This window comes from Paeniglutamicibacter sp. (genome assembly GCF_046714615.1).
Classification (GTDB): domain Bacteria; phylum Actinomycetota; class Actinomycetes; order Actinomycetales; family Micrococcaceae; genus Paeniglutamicibacter.
The window spans coordinates 1-18,643 of the sequence record NZ_JBKKAP010000106.1 but is presented as its reverse complement, the minus strand read 5'-3'; the positions used below and the strand labels follow the sequence as shown (position 1 = coordinate 18,643).

Below are 18,643 nucleotides of genomic sequence, written 5' to 3'. Positions count from 1 at the left end.
GCCGGCGACATAGGCCGCGTGGTGCTTCGAGTGGTGCAGCTCCATGATCCGCGCCGAAATATTCGGCTCCAGGGCCGCGTAATCGTACTGCAGCTCGGGCAAGGTATAAATAGCCAAAACGACTCCTGAACTCGTGTTTCGTGAATATCCGGGCCCGGGATTTCCCGGGACCCGGTCAAGCGGTGAGCCGCGTGTGCTCACCGATGCTGTGGTAGCCGCGCCGGTGGTACACCAGCGGAGCGGCAACGGATTGGCCGGAAATGACCTCGAGCACCGAGGCGACAACGACCGTCGCCGGTCCGGCGGCAACGCGCGACTCGATGGAGCAGCGCATCGCCACACCCACCCCGCGGATCAACGGCTCCCCGTTGGGCAGCCGCTCCCACCCTGCCAGCTTCGCGAAGCGCTCCTCGCCGGGTCCGGCGAACAAGGCCGCCACATCGGCGTTCCGCGCCGTCAGGAGGTGGACGACGATGTGCTCGGCGTCCAGGATCGCTTCGGCGGCGCCGGAGCGCCGTGCGATGTTGAACGCCAGGTAGGCGGGCTCGGCCGAAACGGAGATCAGCGACGAGGCAGTGATTCCGACCGGTCCGCGGGATCCGGTGGCCGTCACCACGGCAACACCGGCGGGATGGTTGCCAAAGGCGAGGCGAAATTGATCCGCGATCGTGGCGGCCGGAAATTGGGTTTGCACGGCGGGTCGGTGTTCCTCTCATCAGGGGGCCCGCCGGGTCTGGCGGGGTTGGCCTGTTACTCCCCCAACGCTAGAACCTCAACCTTGGTTGAGGTCAAATTGGGTTTCGTCCCGGAACAGCCTGGCACCTCCGAGACCATCGGCGAGCCGGTCGTTGGGATTGACGAATCCGCATTCGGCCAGCGACAGGCAGCCGCAGCCAATGCAGCCACCCAACCCGTCGCGCAACGACTGAAGTTGGTGGATCCGCTCCTGCAGGTCGTCCCGCCAGGCCGCCGAGACCGCCTGCCAGTCCTCCTTGCGAGGTGTCCCGTCCGCGGGCAGCCCGGCAAAGAGCTCGGCGATTGAACGCAGCGGAATGCCGGCGCGCTGGGCGGCGCGGATCACTGCCACGCGGCGCAGCACGCTACGGTCGAAGCGCCGCTGGTTGCCCGAGGTGCGCCAAGAGGAAATCAGCCCCTCTCGCTCGTAATAGTGCAGCGCCGAGACCGCCACGCCCGACCTGTCGGCCAGCTGCCCCACGGACAGATCCTGCGAAGTTCCATCACCCGTATCCATGACTCCATTCTCCCGCCTTGTGCCGGGGCATGCCGACGGCGCGTCCTCTGGCGGGCCCCGGGACAACCCGGCACCGCCGGCCATCGTGCCGCCATCGACTTTTGTGACGAATCCATTGAACAGTGACCAAGATATTTGAACGGTGTTCAAGTATTGTTTTTTCCGTAGCGCCCCCGCAACGCAGCCACACCGTGCCCATGAACGCTTAGGAATCCGCCACCGCCATGACTAACCCCAGCCAGCGCCTCGACGCGCAAGCCCCCGCCCGCATCGGCGCCCGCGACCTCGCACTGGTGTCGGTCTTCGCCGCCCTCATCGCCGTGCTGACCCTTGTCCCGGCCGTGCCCGTGGGTGCCCTGGGCGTTCCGATCACCCTGCAGACCATGGGCGTGGCGCTCACCGCGCTGATCCTCGGCTCGAAGCGCGGAGGCTCGGCCACGGCCCTGTACGTGCTGGTGGGCCTGGCCGGCGTGCCGATCTTTGCCAAGTTCTCCGGCGGACTCGGTGCGCTTGCGGCTCCCAGCGCCGGCTACCTGCTCGCCTTCCCGGTCGCCGCCCTGGTGACCGGCGCGCTGGCGACCCTGGTGCTGCGCAAGGTGACCCGCCGCCGCTTCTTCTGGCTGTTCCTGGCGGCCATGGGCGGCTCGCTCCTGGTGATCCACCCGCTGGGCATCCTGGGCATGAGCCTGAACGCGCAAATCCCGCTGGGCAAGGCCTTCATCCTTGACATGGCCTACTGGCCCGGCGACGTGGTGAAGAACCTGCTGGCCGCCGCCATCGCCGTCAGCGTCTTCAAGGCCTTCCCGGCCTTCGCCCGCCGCCGCTTCCAGGCGTAGGTTCCGCCGACAGCGGCACCATTCGATCCACACCAGCAGCAGGGAATACCGTTAAGCGTGATCCGTTTCAATAACGCAGGACTTTCGGTGCCGCCGGAAGACCCGGCACAGGCGCCGCGCACCATCCTGGCACCGTGCACCCTCGAACTCACCGAGCCGCGCATCGCCGTGATCGGCGCCAACGGCTCGGGCAAGTCCACGCTGCTGCGCATGCTCAACGGGCTCGTCTCCCCCTCGGCCGGGACCGTCACGGTCCATGGCTTCGACACCGTGCGCCAGGCCAAGGCCGTGCGGCAGCGCGTGGGCTTCCTTTTCACCGATCCGCTCTCGCAGCTGGTCATGCCCATCGTCGCCGAGGACATCGAGCTCTCGCTTAAGGCAAGCCACAAGGACCGTACCGCCCGCAGTGCAGCCGCCCTTGGCGTGCTGGCCGCGCTGGGCCTGGAGCACCTGGCGCAGCGCAGCATCTACGACCTCTCCGGCGGCGAGCGGCAATTGGTGGCGCTGTGCAGCGTGCTGGCCGCGGGCCAGGACATCCTGGTCGCCGACGAGCCGACCACGCTGCTGGATTTGGCCAACAACGAACTGCTGCAGGCCACCCTGCGCACGCTGGAGCAGCAGGTCATCTACGCGACCCACGACCTGGACTTCGCAGCGGCGGCCGACCGCGCGCTACTGGTCGCCGGCGGCCAGGTGGTCTTCGACGGCGCGGCTCCGGAGGCCGTGGCCGCATACCGCCGGCTGGTCCGCAACGGGAGCCTGGCCTCGTGAGCGCCTCGCACCAGATGCTGCTGGGTCACTACCTGCCCGGATCCAGCCCGGTGCACCGAGCCCCGTTGCTGGCCAAGTACCTGGTGGTGGTGCTGGTGGGCACCGCGGTGCTCGCCTTTCGCATCCCCGCTGTCGGGCTGGGCGCGCTGGCGCTGGGCGTGGGGCTCTTTGCCCTGACCGGGCCCCGGGTGCTGCGTGCCTGGGCCGCGCCGCTGCGCCAGCTCTGGTGGATCTTCGCGATCCTGGGCATCTACCAGTCGATCCTCAACACCCCGGTCTTCGCCCTCACCCTGGTCAGCGGCATGCTCGCGGTCATCCAGTGCGGGCGCCTGGTGCTGCTGACCACCACGCAGGCGGCCCTGCTCGACGGGTTGGAGCGCGCCGCGTCCCCGGTGCGCCTGGTGGGCGGAAGCCCCGCCACCATCGCCCTGGCCGTGGCCCTGATGCTGCGCAGCATCCCGGCGATCGCGACCTCGGTGCAGGAACTCTCCGACGCCGCCAGGGCCCGCGGCATCGGGCGCAATCCGGCGACCTTGGCCGCACCGGTGGTCATCAACACCGTGGCCTACGCCCAGCGCACCGCCGATGCCCTGGCCGCCCGCGGCATCATGGAACGCAACTAGCAGTTCCGGGGTTGGCGCGCGACACGCCACAAAAAAACCCTTGCGCGCACGTATTGTATGAACCATGAGTTTCAATGACGACGCACGACTGGATTCCGGCCGCATCAAGGACTCGCGCGGCCGCGGCCGCGGAGGCAAGATCGCCGCCGGCGGTGGCGGCATCATCGTGGTGCTGATCGCCGCATTGCTGGGCATCAACCCCGACATGCTCACGCAGCTGGGGCTCGGCGGGGATCCCGGCACCGAGCAGGGCCCGGGCGAGACCGGGCCGGCGGGCATCGCCGAGTGCCAAACCGGGGCCGATGCCAACGCGCGCTCCGACTGCCGGATCCTGGCCACGACGCAGTCGCTGGACAGCTTCTGGCTCAACTACCTGCCGCAATACGACGTTCAGCTGGAAAAGCCCGGGGTCGAGGTCTTTGACGGACAGGTGAGCACGGAATGCGGGACCGCCACCAGCGCGGTGGGCCCGTTCTACTGCCCCGCGGACCGGGTTGCCTACTTCGACACCGGGTTCTTCGCGGACCTGAGCACCCACTACGGCGCGGACGGCGGGGCCCTTGCCGAGGAGTACGTGGTGGCCCACGAGTACGGGCACCATATCCAGAACACCATCGGCACCCTCGCCGCCTCCCAGCAGGGCGCCAAAGGGGCGACCTCCGGCGCTGTGCGCGTGGAACTGCAGGCCGACTGCTTCGCCGGGATGTGGGCTGCCCATGCGGCAAACACCAAGGACGCCAACGGCACCACCTTCATGGAACCGTTCACCGAGGCCGACCTGAAATCCGCACTCTCGGCGGCCTCCGCCGTGGGCGATGACAGGATCCAGGAAGCCGCCTCCGGGCGGGTGAATCCCCAGGTCTGGACCCACGGGTCCTCCGCCCAGCGCCAGGCGTGGTTCCTGGAGGGGTATGCGACCGGGGACATCAACAGGTGCGACACGCTCTCGGCACGCAATCTGGATACGCCAGGCTCCTGAGACCACCTCGCTTTTTCGCAGTCCGTTGGCTAGATGTTGAAGCCCAGGGCACGCATCTGGTCGCGGCCGTCATCGGTGATCCGCTCCGGACCCCATGGCGGCATCCAGACCCAGTTCAGGCGGTAGGAATCGACAACCGATTCCAGTGCCTGCGAGACCTGCTCCTCGATGACATCCGTCAACGGGCAGGCCGCGGTGGTCAGGGTCATGTCGATGAGCAGTGCGCCGTCGTCGGCGTACTTCAACCCGTAGAGCAGGCCCAGATCGACGATGTTGACACCGAGTTCCGGGTCAATGACATCCTTGAGCGCCTCCTCGACGTCCTCAAGCTGGGTTTCTGCCGACCCGCTGGTCGTCTCGTTGGATACGCTCATGGCTAGGCCGGAACGTTCAGGAAGCGGTCGTAACCCTCGTCCTCGAGGCGATCGGCCAGCTCCGCGCCACCCTGCTCGGCGATCTTGCCGTCAACAAAGACGTGCACGAAGTCCGGCTTGATGTAGCGCAGGATGCGGGTGTAGTGAGTGATGAGCAGCGTGCCCATCTGGTTCTCCTCCTGGGCGCGGTTAACACCCTCGGAGACGGTCTTCAACGCGTCGACGTCGAGGCCCGAGTCGGTTTCATCCAGGATGGCAAACTTGGGCTTGAAGAGCTCAAGCTGGAGGATCTCCACGCGCTTCTTTTCGCCACCGGAGAAGCCTTCGTTGACGTTGCGCGAAGCGAACTCCGCATCGATCTTCAACGCTTCCATGGCGGTCTTGACCTCTTTGGTCCAGGTCCGCAGCTTCGGGGCGGTGCCGTCGATGGCGGTCTTGGCGGTGCGCAGGAAGTTGGTCATCGAGACGCCCGGGACCTCGACCGGGTACTGCATGGCCAGGAACAGGCCGGCGCGCGCACGCTCGTCAACGCTCATCTCCAGGACGTCGGCACCGTCGAGGGTGATCGAGCCAGAGGTGACCGTGTAGCGCGGGTGACCGGCAATGGTCGAGGCGAGGGTGGACTTGCCCGAGCCGTTGGGGCCCATGATGGCGTGAGTTTCACCGGTCTTGATGGTGAGGGAAACACCCTTGAGGATTTCCTTTTCGCCCTGCTCGGTCTCGATCGAGACGTGCAGGTCCTTGATTTCCAGAGTAGACATACCTTGAGTCCGTTCTCTCAGTCGTAAAGTCGAAGTGAATCGACGAAGTTTTTTGTGGTGGAGGAAGGCCTCGGACTAGCTGTCCGTGGCCGCCAGTTCGCGCTCGATGGTTTCGGCGAGGCGTTCCTCGATCTCCGGAACCCGGATCTGCTGCACGATTTCGTTCAGGAAGCCGCGCACGACCAGACGGCGGGCAGTCTTCTCGTCGATACCGCGAGCCATCAGGTAGAAGAGGTGCTCATCGTTGAAGCGGCCGGTGGTCGATGCGTGTCCCGCACCGTCAATCAGGCCGGTCTCGATTTCCAGGTTCGGCACCGAGTCGGAGCGTGCCCCGTCGGTGAGAACCAGGTTGCGGTTCGCCTCGTAGGAGTTTGTCCCCTTGGCTTCCTTGCGGATCAGTACGTCGCCAACCCATACGGTGTGCGCGTCCTTGCCCTGCAGCGCGCCCTTGTACAGAACGTTGGACTTGCAGTTCGGCGTGGCGTGATCAACAAACAGGCGGTGCTCGAGGTGCTGTCCGGCATCGGCGAAGTACAGCCCGAAGAGCTCCACTTCTCCACCTTCACCCTCAAAGTGTGCCGAGGGGGTCACGCGGACCAGGTCTCCGCCGTAGGTAACGGCGATGTGCTTCAGGTGCGCATCCTTGCCAACCTTGGCGAGGTGTGCCGAGGCGTGAATTGCGTCATCGGCCCAAGCCTGCAGCGAGATGACGGTGAGCTTGGCGCCTTCGCGAACATCGATCTCAATGTTCTGTGCCAATACTGCGGATCCCACGTGGTCGATGACGAGCACCGATTCGGAGTTCTTTTCCGCAATAACCACCAGGTGGCTGGCTGCAGCCTCGGTGGACGTGCCAGTGAAGGTCAGGGTGACTTCTTCGCCGCTGGAGTCAGTGGGAATGGTCAGTACCTTGGCTTCTGCAGCGTACTTCCACGCATTGGCAGAGACCCGGTCCTCCGGGATTCCGGCCGAGCCAACGCGAGCGTCGGTCATGGCAACGGTTTCCAGGGTGACTGCCTTGGCGCCGGTGAAGGACACCTCGGGAGCCGCGCCGGTGAGCTCGTTCTTGTGCAGTCCGCCCAAGCGCTTGAGCGGAGTGAAGCGGAAGTCCTCTTCACGGCCAGTCAGCGCCGCAAAGTCCTCAACATTGTAGCTGGTCTTGCGGCCAGCGCGTGAGGAGTCAGGGATTCCTGCGCCGGCACCGTGGCTGTGCGCCTTGGAGGCGTCGCCGCCCAGCGGAGAGGAAACTTCTGCTGCGTTCAAGGGCGAAAGGTTTTCGCCCTCTTCGGTGAATCCGGAAATGCTGGGTGCACCGAGACGGGCCTTTTCGCCCGATAAGTGAGTTGCGGTATCAGTCATGATTAACCGACGGATCCTTCCATCTGCAGTTCAATGAGGCGGTTCAGTTCCATGGCGTACTCCATCGGGAGCTCGCGGGCGATCGGTTCGACGAAGCCGCGCACGATCATGCCCATGGCGTCCTCTTCGGTCATGCCACGGCTCATCAGGTAGAACAGCTGCTCTTCGGAGACGCGCGAAACGGTTGCCTCGTGGCCCATGGTCACGTCGTCCTCGCGGACGTCGATGTACGGGTAGGTATCCGAACGCGAGATCTGGTCAACCAGCAGCGCGTCACACTCGACCGAGTTGCGTGCACCCTTGGCGCCTTCGCGAACCTGGACCAGGCCGCGGTAGGCGGAGCGGCCACCGTTGCGGGCCACCGACTTCGAGACGATCTTCGAGGAGGTGTTCGGTGCGATGTGCACCATCTTCGATCCGGTGTCTTGGTGCTGGCCTTCGCCGGCGAATGCGAGCGAGAGCGTCTCGCCACGAGCGCCTTCACCCACGAGGTAAACGGCCGGGTACTTCATGGTGACCTTGGAGCCGATGTTGCCATCGACCCACTCCATGGTGGCGCCCTCTTCACAGACAGCGCGCTTGGTCACCAGGTTGTACACGTTGTTCGACCAGTTCTGGATCGTGGTGTAACGGACGCGAGCGCCCTTCTTCACGATGATTTCCACAACTGCCGAGTGCAGCGAATCCGAGGTGTAAATCGGGGCGGTGCAGCCCTCGATGTAGTGAACGTAGGAGTCCTCATCGGCAATGATCAGGGTGCGCTCGAACTGACCCATGTTTTCCGTATTAATGCGGAAGTATGCCTGCAGCGGGATGTCCACGTGGACGCCCTTGGGGACGTAGACGAAGGATCCACCAGACCACACCGAGGTGTTCAGCGACGCAAACTTGTTGTCGCCCACCGGGATGATCGTGCCGAAGTACTCCTTGAAGATGTCTTCGTGCTCGCGCAGCGCGGTGTCGGTGTCCAGGAAGATGACACCCTGCTTTTCCAGATCCTCGCGGAGCTGGTGGTAAACAACCTCGGACTCGTACTGGGCGGCGACACCGGAAACCAGGCGCTGCTTTTCTGCCTCGGGGATGCCGAGCTTGTCGTAGGTGTTCTTGATGTCGTCGGGCAGGTCATCCCAACTGGTTGCCTGCTTCTCGGTGGAGCGCACGAAGTACTTGATGTTATCGAAGTCGATGCCCGAGAGGTCTGCACCCCAGGTAGGCATGGGCTTGCGGTCGAAGTACTTCAGGCCCCTCAGGCGCATGTCCAGCATCCACTGGGGCTCACTCTTGAGCTCCGAGATGTTGCGGACAACGTCTTCGTTGATGCCGCGGCGCGCATTGGCACCTGCGTCATTCTTGTCGCTCCACCCGTATTCGTAACTACCGATTCCCTGGAGTTCTGGGTTCTTCTCCAAGATCTCGGTAATCACGCCGGCGTCGGGGGACTCCTGTGCAATCTGATCCGTCATCGCGGCCTCTCCTGCTTCGTAATCTTGATTCGAGTTCTCTTCTCAGCTCGCTGAGGAGTTTGGTTCCGGCCCACGGGGACGTGGGTCGTACACACATGCCCGCCGCTGGCAAGTGTCGAGAGCCTTCGCACATCGACACCCAGCAGACGGGAAAAGGCCTGGGTTTCCATCTCGCAAAAGACGGGGAATTCCCGGGCCAAATCTTGGATGGGGCAGTGCCCCTGGCACAGCTGGACGCTGAGCATGGTGGCCGTGGGCGAATCCGCCCCGACCTTGCGTGTGGAGGCAACGAAGCCGTCCGCGCTGAGCGCCTCGCTCAGCGCCTCGGCACGTTCCTCGAGGCCCTCGATGTCGGCCACGGCGGGGCGGTAGCGCCGTTCCATGGCGGCAAAGCGGCGGGAGGCGAAGGCCTCGACGGCCGCAGGCCCGGCGGCCCGGCCAAGTTCGGCCAGTGCGTCGGTGGCGATGTCCAGGTAGTCGTTGCCCATCTTGGTCTGGCCGCGGTGCGAAAGCACGTAGCGGCGTGAGGGCCGACCGGCGCCGGTGCGCTGGTTGGCCACGAGCTTGACCTCGACGAGCCCCTGCTTGGAGAGCGCATCGAGGTGGCGGCGGACGGCTGCAGGGGTAAAGCCCAGGCGCTCGCCCAATTCGGCGGCGCTGACCGGGCCGTCTTCCAACACGGAATACAGGACTCGGTCGCGGGTGCGTTCTTCGGCTTCCCCTGTCGCGGGAATGTTGTGCGCCGGGGCGTCGCCGACCGGCACGGACAGATTCGATGAATACACAACACAATCATGCGCTAATCCCCGAGCCCCGTCTAGTAAGGCACCGCTTACTTCGCGGCGGGGGCGGGGTGATCTCCGCCACGGTCGCCCACAAGGAGACCGGCGACACATAGCGGCCTGCCAAAGTTCCACGTCGCCTAGAATAACTGGGTGTCCAATGTGTCTCCAAGTCTCGTCATCGAGGACTTGCTCAAAGATTTCGGCCCTGTGCCCGCCCTTGACGGCCGGATGGTGCGTGTCCTGAACGGCATCAGCCTCAGGGCCGATCCCGGATCCGTCACCACCCTGCTGGGTTCAAACGGCGCCGGAAAATCCACCACCCTTGCCTGTGCGCAGGGCCTGTTGCGCGCCGACGGCGGCACCATCCGTCTGCTGGGCCAGGATCCCTACGGGGCTCCCCCGGCACTTCGCTCGCGCGTGGGGGTGATGCTGCAGGACGGCGGACTGCCGCCCTCGCTGCGCCCGATCCCGCTGCTGCGCCACGTCGCCTCGCTGTACCAGCGCCCGGCCGACATCAACGCGCTGATTGAGCGCCTGGGCATCAACGAATTTTCAAACACCTCGATCCGCCGCCTCTCCGGCGGCCAGAAGCAACGCGTGGCCCTGGCCGCCGCGCTGGCCGGGAACCCGGAGGTCGTTTTCCTCGACGAGCCTAGCGCCGGCCTGGACCCGCAGTCGCGGCAGGTCGTCTTCGACCTGATCACCGAGTTGCGCGAGGCGGGGCTCTGCATCGTGCTGACCACGCACCTGATGGAGGACGCCCAGCGCCTCTCCGACTACGTGTACATCATCGACGACGGCCTCAACGTCGCAGAGGGCACGGTGGCCGAACTGACCGCACGTGCAGCACACGAATCCACCGCGCAGGCGCTGTCGTTCACGGCCGCCGCCAAGCTGGAACTGCCACTGCTTCCCGGGCACCTGCTGCTGCTCGAGCCCTCCCCCGGAGAGTATCGACTCGAGGGAGTGCGCGACGCCCACGACCTGGCCACGCTCACCGCATGGTGGGCCGAGCTCGGCATCCTGCCCGAAACGCTGTCCATGCAACCCCGCAGCCTCGAGGATGTCTTCCTGGAAATTGCCGACAAGGGAAACGATGTCAACTAGTACACCGCCCGCGACCGAGTCCGGAAACGCGGTGGGCACCTTCCGGCGCATCCTGCTCCAGGGCCGCTACGAGACCCTGGGCATGATCAGCAACGGCGAACAGCTTGTCGTTGCCGTGGTGTTGCCCCTGCTGGCGCTCTTCGGCCTGGTCTTCACCGACCTGCTCAAGGACGTCGCCGCCAACCCCATCGACGCCGCCGCCCCCGGCGTGCTGGCCCTGTGCGTGGTATCCACCGCGTTCACCGGGCAGGGCATCGCCACCGGCTTCGACCGCCGCTACGGGGTGCTGCGTTTCCTTTCAACAACCCCGCTGGGCCGTGCCGGGCTGATTTACGGCAAGGTCATGGCCGTCCTGGTGGTTCTGTTCCTCCAGGTCGTTGTCATCGGCGGCACCGCCTTGCTGCTGGGGTGGCGGCCGGCACCCGCCGGCATCGGCTGGGCCGTTGCGCTGCTGGTTCTCGGCGCGGCGGCGTTCACCGCCCTCGGCCTGCTCGTCGCCGGCACCGTGCGCCCGGAAGCCACGCTGGCCATCACCAACCTTGCCTGGGTTTTGCTTGCGGCGGTCGGAGGCATCCTGTTCCCCAGCACGCGGGCACCTGAATACCTTCAGCCGATCGTCGACCTGCTGCCCTCCGCCGCCCTGGGCGATTCCCTGAGGGCGGCCCTGATCACCGGAACCGGATCGGTCTCCGGGATCCTCATCCTGCTGGCATGGACAATCATTGCCGGTTTCGCCGCAACCCGCTGGTTCAAGTGGAACTAGAATCCTGGAGCACAACACCATGAGCACCACCTCCCCCGCCACCAACAGCTGGACGGACAAGTTGCCCACCGCCGTGAACAACACGGTGCACCGCCTGGCCATTGCGTCCCTGGTTTCGCAGATCGGCATCATCATCACCGGTGGCGCCGTGCGCCTGACCAAGTCGGGGCTGGGCTGCTCGCAGTGGCCGAACTGCGTGCCCGGGTCCATGACCCCGGTTCCGGAAATGGGCGTCCACGGTCTCATCGAGTTCGGTAACCGCATGCTGACCTTCATCCTCGTGGCCATCGCGGTGGCCATGATCGTGTCGATCTGGCGCATGCGCTCCGCCCACAAGACCATCTACCGCCTCTCACTCGCCCTGCTGGCCGGCATTCCCGCCCAGGCGATCATCGGCGGCATCACCGTCCTGTCCCAGCTGAACCCGTGGGTCGTGTCCCTGCACTTCCTGGTCTCGGCCGCGATGGTCATGTCCGCGACCCTGCTGGCCAACCGCACCGGGGCACTGCGCCGCGGTGAAACCTCATTGGGCGCACCTGCCGGAACCACGCAGCGCTTCCTGGCCTGGACCATTTTCGCCACCTCGGCCCTGGCTCTGGTGCTGGGCACCGTGGTCACCGGAACCGGCCCGCACGCCGGCGATGCTTCCGCTCCGCGCCACATGTTCGACCCGTACATCGTCACCCGCATCCACGTGGTGCCGGTGTACCTGCTGGTTGCAGCGACCGTTGTTGCCCTGGTGCTGGCTCTGCGCCACGCTTCCGACGCCACTCTCCGCAAGCCCCTGCTGCTGCTGGTCGGCGTCGTGGCGCTGCAGGGCGTCATCGGCTATGTCCAGCACTTCACCGGACTGCCGATCTTGCTGGTGCTGGCCCACATGCTCGGTGCCTCGCTGCTGGCCGCGGCCGCAGTGAATGTCTGGGACCGGAGCACCGGGAAGTTCCCCTTCTAGGAGCCTCCCTCGATCGACAAAGACACCCGCCTGCAACGCGCAGGCGGGTGTCTTGCTTGGCGCCCGATGGCCGCCAGGTCGGCGTTCCGGGCTTCGCACCCTGCAGGAAGACCGGATAATCCGTGCCGCGGGACCTTGATGAGCCCTTCCAACGGGCAGACACGGAATCCGCCATGGGAACCATCGCAGGTCCCCAAGAGAGACCCTCCGCGCCTGACACCACGTTGCCGCGGCTCCTCGCCGATGGTTCGGCAAGGCCCTGATCGGGACTGCCGCGGCGGACCCCGCCGGGGAACGGTAAAGCGGCCCGCCCGGGGTATTCCCCCGTGCGAGCCGCCATCATTGCGTCGGTCTATTGCCTGGCGCCTTTCCTAGAAGAGCGGGCCGCCCACGAACGGGTCGATGGCCAGCGCAACGAAGACGAGCGTCAGGTACGTGATGGAGATGTGGAAGACCTTCATGGCCTTCTTGTTCATGTCCGCCGGTTCGTGGTCGCGCTGCGCCTCGCGGTAGAGCACGTGGCACTCGTAGACGAACCAGAGGCCCGAGACTCCCGCAAGCACCGTGTAGACAATGCCGGCGTAGCCCATCGGGACCAGCAGCAGCGAGCACGCCAGCGTGGCCCAGGCGTACAGGACGACCTGCACCGAGACGCGGCGGGCGCTGGAAATCGCACCCAGCATCGGCACCCGGGCGGCGTTGTAGTCATCGGCGTACTTCATGGACAGCGGCCAGTAGTGCGGCGGGGTCCACAGGAAGATGATGAGGAACAAGATGATGGCGGGCCATTCGACCTTGTTGGTGACCGCCGCCCAGGCGATCACCACGGGCATGCAGCCGGCGATCCCGCCCCACACGATGTTCTGTGCGGTGCGGCGCTTGAGGATCAGCGTGTAGAGCACCACGTAGAAGAGGATGGCCGCCAATCCCAGGGCGGTGGTCAGCGGGTTGGTCCCGAACCAGAGCACCAGTAGCGAGGCGACGCCCAGCAGATAGGAGAAGATCAGTGCCTCGCGCGGGGTGACTTCGCCGGTGACCAGCGGGCGCCCCTTGGTGCGCTTCATGATCTTGTCCATGTCCCGGTCGATATAGCAATTGAACGAGCCCGAGGCCCCGGCTGCCATGGCGCCGCCAAGCAGGGTGGCCAGCACCAGGGAAATGGAAGGGAAACCGCGTTCGGCGAACATCATGGTCGGCAACGTGGTCACGAGCAGGAGCTCAATTACGCGGGGCTTGGTCAGGGCCACATAGGCCTTGGCCTTTCGCGAAACGAAGTCGCCGACCGATTCATTCGGCTGACGAGCTGCGCGGACCCTCGTTGCGGAGTCAATGGACACGGTCTTCACAGACATTTACTCAGTTCTACGGGGGCAATAAGGACAATCACCCACCATCATACCCTTTTACAACACGTAGAAATGGGTCGGCGAGCTTTACGTGCGGGCGACACGCGCGCCCGCCCGCCCGCAAGGCCCGACACCAATTGTTTTCGCCATGCCTCAACAAGTGGTCTCAAACGGGCATTTTCCGCCCCGATGCCGCTAAGCTGGAAGCGTTGCGCCGCCGCCGAAACTGTCCCGTGAACCACCGGACGGACGGCGGCGTTGTGCTTACAGGGCGGGACGCCCCGCAACCACATGACTTTGAAATGCACACCGTACAGGGAGGACCCACACCGTGGCGCCACTAGCAGACAGCAGTGAATTCGCATGGAGCGATCTTGACCAGCGAGCAGTAGACACTGCCCGCGTTCTGGCCGCTGACGCGGTCGAAAAGGTGGGGAACGGACACCCCGGAACGGCGATCTCGCTGGCCCCCGCCGCCTACCTGATCTTCCAGCAGCACCTGCGCCACGACCCGAGCGACCCGGCCTGGATCGGCCGCGACCGCTTTGTGCTCTCCCCCGGCCACACCTCGCTGACCCTTTACCTGCAGCTCTTCCTCTCCGGCTACGGCCTGGAACTCGAAGACCTTCAGGCCCTGCGCACCTGGGGCGCCAAGACCCCCGGCCACCCGGAATACGGCCACACCGCCGGCGTGGAAATCACCACCGGCCCGCTGGGCCAGGGCCTGGCCTCGGCCGTCGGCTTCGCCTACGGCCAGCGCCGCATGCGAGGCATGATGGATGCCCAGGCACCGGCAGGCACCTCCCCGTTCGACCACACCGTGTGGGTTATCGCCTCCGACGGCGACCTGCAGGAGGGCGTCACCTCCGAGGCCTCCTCACTGGCAGGCCACCAGGAACTGGGCAACCTCGTCGTTGTCTACGATGAGAACCACATCTCCATCGAGGACGACACCGACGTCGCGTTCACCGAAAACGTCCTGGGCCGCTACGAGGCCTACGGCTGGCACACCCAGCGCGTTGACTGGACCAAGACCGGCAACTACGTCGAAGACCTGGCCGAGCTTGACGCAGCATTGCGCGCCGCCAAGGCCGAGACCTCCCGTCCCTCGATCATTAGCTTGCGCACCGTCATCGGCTTCCCGTCGCCGACCAAGGCAGACACCGGCGGCATCCACGGCTCCAAGCTGGGAGGCTCCGAGGTTGCCGGCCTGAAGACCGTCTTGGGCTTCAACCCCGAGGAATCCTTCGCCATCGCCGACGAGGTCCTTGCCCACGCCCGCTCCGTGCAGGACCGTGGCACTCTCAGCCGCGCCACCTGGCAGGAGGGCTTCGACGCCTGGTCCGCCGCCAACTCGGAAAACGCCACGCTGCTGGCACGCCTGGAATCCGGGGAGCTTCCGGATGGCTGGGACGAGAACCTGCCGGTCTTCGAACCCGGCAAGGACGTTGCCACCCGCTCGGCCTCCGGCAAGGTCATCAACGCCGTCGCCGGTGTCCTGCCCGAGCTCTGGGGTGGCTCGGCCGACCTGGCCGGCTCAAACAACACCACCATCGAGGGCGCACCCTCCTTCATCCCGGAATCGCGCTCCACCGATTCCTGGAAGGGCAACCCGTACGGACGGGTGCTGCACTTCGGCATCCGCGAGCACGCCGCGGCCGCCATCGTCAACGGCATCACCCTGGCCTCCCCGACGCGCGCCTACTCGGGCACCTTCCTGATCTTCTCCGACTACCAGCGCCCGGCCATCCGCCTCTCGGCACTGATGGGCGTTCCGTCGATCTACGTCTGGACCCACGACTCCATCGGTCTGGGCGAAGACGGACCGACGCACCAGCCCGTTGAGCAGCTCGCATCCCTGCGCGCCATCCCGAACCTCGATGTGGTTCGCCCGGCCGACGCCAACGAGGTCTCCTTCGCCTGGAAGAAGATCCTGGAAACCACCTCCAACCCGGCCGGCATCATCCTCTCGCGCCAGAACCTGCCGGTCTACGACCGCAGCGCACTGGGCTTCGGCGCCGCATCGGGCACCGAAAAGGGCGCCTACGTGTTGGCCGACGCCACCGCCAACGGCGAGGTCGTTGCCCCCGAGGTGCTGCTGCTGGGCACCGGCTCCGAGGTCTCGCTGGCCATCGAGGCCCGCGAGGCGCTGCAGGCCCAGGGCGTACCCGCCCGCGTGGTCTCCATCCCGTGCCTGGAATGGTTCAACCAGCAGGATGCCGCCTACCGCGAGTCCGTGCTGCCCGCAGCCGTGAAGGCCCGCGTGTCGGTCGAGGCCGGCGTGGCCATGGGCTGGCGCGAACTGGTGGGCGATGCCGGACGCATCATCTCCCTTGACCACTACGGCGCCTCCGCCGACTACAAGCGCCTGTTCACCGAGTTCGGGATCACCGCGGAGGCCATCACCGCCGCCGCCCTCGATTCCATCTCGGCCGCCAAGTAACACCCCCCACACCCAAAGGATTCTTACCGTGAGCAACGCAAACACCCAGGCCCTCTCCGACGCCGGCGTCTCGATCTGGCTTGACGACCTGTCCCGCGAACGCCTGACCTCCGGCTCGCTTGAGGCACTGATTGCCGAAAAGAACGTCGTCGGGGTCACCACCAACCCCTCGATCTTCCACGCGGCCCTGTCCAACGGCGAGTCCTACGCCGCCCAGATCGCCGAGCTTGCAGCAGCAGGCATGGACGCCGAGGAAGCGGTCTTCAAGATCACCAGCGACGACGTCGCTGCCGCCTGCGACCTGTTCGCACCGATCGCCGCGGCATCCGGCGGCGCCGACGGACGCGTCTCGATCGAGGTCGACCCGCGCCTGGCCCGCAAGACCGCCGAAACCATCGCCGAGGCCAAGGTCCTGCACGAGATGGTCGACCGCGAGAACGTGCTGATCAAGATCCCGGCAACCGTCGAGGGCCTCGAGGCCATCGCCGAGACGCTGGCCGCCGGCATCTCCGTGAACGTCACCCTGATCTTCTCGCTGGAGCGCTACCGCGCTGTCATCAACGCGTTCCTCACCGGGCTCGAGGCGGCCAAGGCCAACGGCCACGACCTGGCCAAGCTGCACTCGGTGGCTTCCTTCTTCGTCTCCCGCGTGGATTCCGAGGTCGATGCCCGGCTCAACGCCATCGGCACCGACGAGGCACTGGCCCTGCGCGGCAAGGCCGGTCTCGCCAACGCCCGCCTGGCCTACCAGGTCTACGAGGAGTCCTTCACCTCCGAGCGCTGGAACCTCTTGGCCGCTTCCGGCGCCAACGCGCAGCGCCCGCTGTGGGCCTCCACCGGCGTGAAGGACCCGGCCCTGCCGGACACCCTCTACGTCACCGAGCTGTGCGCCCCGAACACCGTGAACACCATGCCGGAAAAGACCCTCGAGGCCACCGCTGACCATGCGGAAATCACCGGCGACGCCGTCACCGGCAGCTACGCCGAGGCCAATGCCGTGCTCGACGCGCTCGCTGCCCTGGGCGTGAGCTACAACGACGTCGTCGAGAAGCTCGAGGTCGAGGGCCTTGAGAAGTTCGAGGCAGCCTGGAACGAGCTGCTGACCGACCTCGATGCATCGCTCAAGAACGTGAACGTGAAATGAGCTCCCTCGGGTTCATAGCCACGGGGGCCGCGCAGGCGGCCATCGAGGCGCATGTGCCGTCCCTGGTCGCCGATCAGGTCGCCAGCCGCATCGCCGCCAAGGACACCACGGTGTGGGTCGAATCGGCCCGCGCCGAGGCATCCGTCCGCCTGGGCTGGGTCGACGCCCCTGAGCTCTCCCGCGCCCTGGTGCCGGGCATCCTGGCGCTGCGCGACGAACTGCGTGCCGAGGGCGTGAACCGCATCGTGCTCGCCGGCATGGGCGGGTCCTCCCTGGCGCCCGAGGTCATTTGCGCGACCAACGACGTCGAACTGGTCGTCTGCGACTCGACCGACCCGGAAATGGTCGCCGGCATCCTCGCGGACCGCCTGGCCACCACCGCCCTGGTGGTCGCCTCCAAGTCCGGCTCCACGGTGGAGACGGACTCGCAGCGCCGGGTCTTCGAGCAGGCGTTCAACGACGCCGGCCTCGATGCGGCATCGCGCATCATCGTGGTCACCGACCCGGGCTCGCCCATGGACGCCGCCAGCCGCGCGGCAGGCTACCGCGCCGTGTTCAACGCAGACCCGACCGTGGGCGGGCGCTATTCGGCCCTGACCGCCTTCGGGCTGGTCCCCGCCGGCCTGGCGGGCGTGGACATCGAGGAGTTGCTGGACGAGGCGGCGGACGCCGCCGAGTTCCTGGCCGAGGACGACGAGGACAACATCGCCCTGGCCCTGGGTGCCGCGCTGGCGGGCACGTCGCCGCTGCGCGACAAGCTCATCTTCGCCGACGAGGGCTCGGGACTTGCGGGCTTCGCCGACTGGGCCGAGCAGCTCATCGCCGAATCCACCGGCAAGCAGGAGACAGGCGTGCTGCCGGTCGTCGTGGAGGACCGGGCTCCGGAGACGCGAAGCGGATCTGCAGACTTCCTGCAGATCCGCCTGGTCGCCGACACCGGCCTTCTCACCGACGACGACATCGATGCCGACACCGCCTCGGTCGCGCTCTCCGGCGCCCTGGGCGCGCAGCTGCTGCTCTGGGAGTACGCGTCGGCGATTGCCGGGCGGTTGCTGGGCATCGACCCGTTCGACCAGCCGGATGTGGAGGCCGCGAAGGTCGCCGCCCGCTCGCTCCTGGACGGCACCCCGGAACCCGTTCCGGCGGCCTTCCTCGACGGCGCCATCGAGGTCCGCGGTTCCGCGGGGTTGCTCGACGGCGTCGATTCGCTCGCCGGCGCGCTGGCGGCGCTCGTTGCTGCAATTCCTGCCAACGGCTACCTCGGCATCCAGGCCTACCTGGACCGCCGGGCGGACACCGAGCTGGAGTCCATCCGTCCGGTGCTTGCCGGCGTGGCCAACCGCCCCGTGACCTTCGGGTGGGGACCGCGCTTCCTGCACTCCACCGGGCAGTTCCACAAGGGCGGGCCGCGCGTGGGCGCCTACCTGCAGCTCACCGCCGATTCCTCGATGGACCTGTCCATCCCGGAGCGGGCGTTCACCTTCGGCGAGCTGATAGCCGCGCAGGCCAGCGGCGACGCGCAGGTGCTTGCCGACCTGGGCCGCCCGGTGCTGCGCCTGCACCTGGTGGACAAGGAAGCCGGCATCCGGCAATTGGATAGGCTGGTGCGGGAGATGGCCCAGGCCTGATCCCACCAGCTCGGCCCCCCGGGGGGGGGGGGGGGGGGGGGGGGGGGGGGGCCGCGC

Annotated in this window: 18 protein-coding genes and 1 pseudogene; 10 read left to right on the top strand and 9 right to left on the bottom strand. The window is 66.4% G+C overall.

Annotated elements, in window-relative coordinates; all coding sequences use genetic code 11:
- The 3 genes and pseudogenes from ACLQ7E_RS13350 to soxR all read right to left on the bottom strand — a co-directional run.
- Positions 1 to 117: pseudogene (locus tag ACLQ7E_RS13350) on the bottom strand (superoxide dismutase); the annotation flags it as partial.
- Positions 118 to 175: 58 nt separating this feature from the next.
- Positions 176 to 694: a flavin reductase family protein gene (locus tag ACLQ7E_RS13345; RefSeq protein WP_411733063.1), complete on the bottom strand. Its 519-nt coding sequence runs from the start codon at positions 692 to 694 to the stop codon at positions 176 to 178.
- A 78-nt stretch (positions 695 to 772) separates the two neighbouring features.
- Positions 773 to 1,252 (bottom strand): redox-sensitive transcriptional activator SoxR, encoded by a 480-nt coding sequence (gene soxR, locus ACLQ7E_RS13340; protein WP_411733062.1) that lies wholly within the window; start codon positions 1,250 to 1,252, stop codon positions 773 to 775.
- A 224-nt stretch (positions 1,253 to 1,476) separates the two neighbouring features.
- Here soxR and ACLQ7E_RS13335 point away from each other — a divergent pair, with 224 nt between their 5' ends.
- From ACLQ7E_RS13335 to ACLQ7E_RS13320, 4 genes are all read left to right on the top strand, one after another.
- A complete protein-coding gene (locus ACLQ7E_RS13335; protein ID WP_411733061.1) occupies positions 1,477 to 2,088 on the top strand; it encodes a biotin transporter BioY in 612 nt (203 codons plus the stop codon).
- 57 nt (positions 2,089 to 2,145) lie between these two features.
- Positions 2,146 to 2,859, top strand: coding sequence for an energy-coupling factor ABC transporter ATP-binding protein (locus ACLQ7E_RS13330; protein WP_411733060.1), 714 nt, complete (start codon positions 2,146 to 2,148; stop codon positions 2,857 to 2,859).
- Complete coding sequence (locus ACLQ7E_RS13325) at positions 2,856 to 3,482, top strand: energy-coupling factor transporter transmembrane component T family protein (protein ID WP_411733059.1); 627 nt, start codon at positions 2,856 to 2,858, stop codon at positions 3,480 to 3,482. Before ACLQ7E_RS13330 ends, ACLQ7E_RS13325 begins: the two co-directional genes overlap by 4 nt.
- A gap of 64 nt (positions 3,483 to 3,546) precedes the next feature.
- Complete coding sequence (locus ACLQ7E_RS13320) at positions 3,547 to 4,461, top strand: neutral zinc metallopeptidase (protein WP_411733058.1); 915 nt, start codon at positions 3,547 to 3,549, stop codon at positions 4,459 to 4,461.
- Positions 4,462 to 4,490: 29 nt separating this feature from the next.
- Here the strand turns inward: ACLQ7E_RS13320 and ACLQ7E_RS13315 are convergent, their stop codons facing one another.
- From ACLQ7E_RS13315 to ACLQ7E_RS13295, 5 genes are all read right to left on the bottom strand, one after another.
- Complete coding sequence (locus ACLQ7E_RS13315) at positions 4,491 to 4,835, bottom strand: metal-sulfur cluster assembly factor (RefSeq protein WP_411733057.1); 345 nt, start codon at positions 4,833 to 4,835, stop codon at positions 4,491 to 4,493.
- Between the two features lie 2 nt (positions 4,836 to 4,837).
- Complete coding sequence (gene sufC, locus ACLQ7E_RS13310; RefSeq protein ID WP_132365280.1) at positions 4,838 to 5,596, bottom strand: Fe-S cluster assembly ATPase SufC; 759 nt, start codon at positions 5,594 to 5,596, stop codon at positions 4,838 to 4,840.
- Positions 5,597 to 5,671: 75 nt separating this feature from the next.
- A complete protein-coding gene (gene sufD / locus ACLQ7E_RS13305) occupies positions 5,672 to 6,955 on the bottom strand; it encodes a Fe-S cluster assembly protein SufD (protein ID WP_411733056.1) in 1,284 nt (427 codons plus the stop codon).
- Positions 6,956 to 6,957: 2 nt separating this feature from the next.
- Positions 6,958 to 8,418 carry a Fe-S cluster assembly protein SufB gene (sufB, locus tag ACLQ7E_RS13300; protein WP_411733055.1) on the bottom strand — a complete coding sequence of 487 codons (1,461 nt, stop codon included), beginning with the start codon at positions 8,416 to 8,418 and terminating at the stop codon, positions 6,958 to 6,960.
- Positions 8,415 to 9,203: a helix-turn-helix transcriptional regulator gene (locus tag ACLQ7E_RS13295; RefSeq protein ID WP_411733054.1), complete on the bottom strand. Its 789-nt coding sequence runs from the start codon at positions 9,201 to 9,203 to the stop codon at positions 8,415 to 8,417. Before ACLQ7E_RS13295 ends, sufB begins: the two co-directional genes overlap by 4 nt.
- 150 nt (positions 9,204 to 9,353) lie before the next feature.
- Between ACLQ7E_RS13295 and ACLQ7E_RS13290 the strand changes: the two genes are divergently transcribed.
- From ACLQ7E_RS13290 to ACLQ7E_RS13280, 3 genes are read left to right on the top strand one after another with little or no spacing between them, the layout of a single operon-like run.
- Entirely contained in the window at positions 9,354 to 10,310 is a 957-nt protein-coding gene (locus tag ACLQ7E_RS13290; protein WP_411733053.1) for an ABC transporter ATP-binding protein, read from the top strand.
- The gene (locus ACLQ7E_RS13285) at positions 10,300 to 11,073 is read left to right on the top strand and encodes an ABC transporter permease (protein ID WP_411733052.1); all 774 of its coding nucleotides are present in this window, start codon (positions 10,300 to 10,302) and stop codon (positions 11,071 to 11,073) included. Before ACLQ7E_RS13290 ends, ACLQ7E_RS13285 begins: the two co-directional genes overlap by 11 nt.
- A gap of 19 nt (positions 11,074 to 11,092) precedes the next feature.
- On the top strand, positions 11,093 to 12,025 hold the full coding sequence (locus ACLQ7E_RS13280; protein WP_411733051.1) for a COX15/CtaA family protein: 933 nt from the start codon (positions 11,093 to 11,095) through the stop codon (positions 12,023 to 12,025).
- A 371-nt stretch (positions 12,026 to 12,396) separates the two neighbouring features.
- Here the strand turns inward: ACLQ7E_RS13280 and ACLQ7E_RS13275 are convergent, their stop codons facing one another.
- On the bottom strand, positions 12,397 to 13,377 hold the full coding sequence (locus ACLQ7E_RS13275; RefSeq protein ID WP_411733050.1) for a heme o synthase: 981 nt from the start codon (positions 13,375 to 13,377) through the stop codon (positions 12,397 to 12,399).
- 325 nt (positions 13,378 to 13,702) lie between these two features.
- Between ACLQ7E_RS13275 and tkt the strand changes: the two genes are divergently transcribed.
- The 3 genes from tkt to ACLQ7E_RS13260 are packed head-to-tail and all read left to right on the top strand — an operon-like array spanning position 13,703 to position 18,586.
- Positions 13,703 to 15,814 (top strand): transketolase, encoded by a 2,112-nt coding sequence (tkt, locus tag ACLQ7E_RS13270; protein WP_411733049.1) that lies wholly within the window; start codon positions 13,703 to 13,705, stop codon positions 15,812 to 15,814.
- 28 nt (positions 15,815 to 15,842) lie between these two features.
- Positions 15,843 to 16,958, top strand: coding sequence for a transaldolase (tal, locus tag ACLQ7E_RS13265; protein WP_411733048.1), 1,116 nt, complete (start codon positions 15,843 to 15,845; stop codon positions 16,956 to 16,958).
- The gene (locus tag ACLQ7E_RS13260) at positions 16,955 to 18,586 is read left to right on the top strand and encodes a glucose-6-phosphate isomerase (RefSeq protein WP_411733047.1); all 1,632 of its coding nucleotides are present in this window, start codon (positions 16,955 to 16,957) and stop codon (positions 18,584 to 18,586) included. Before tal ends, ACLQ7E_RS13260 begins: the two co-directional genes overlap by 4 nt.
- Positions 18,587 to 18,643 lie beyond the last annotated feature (57 nt).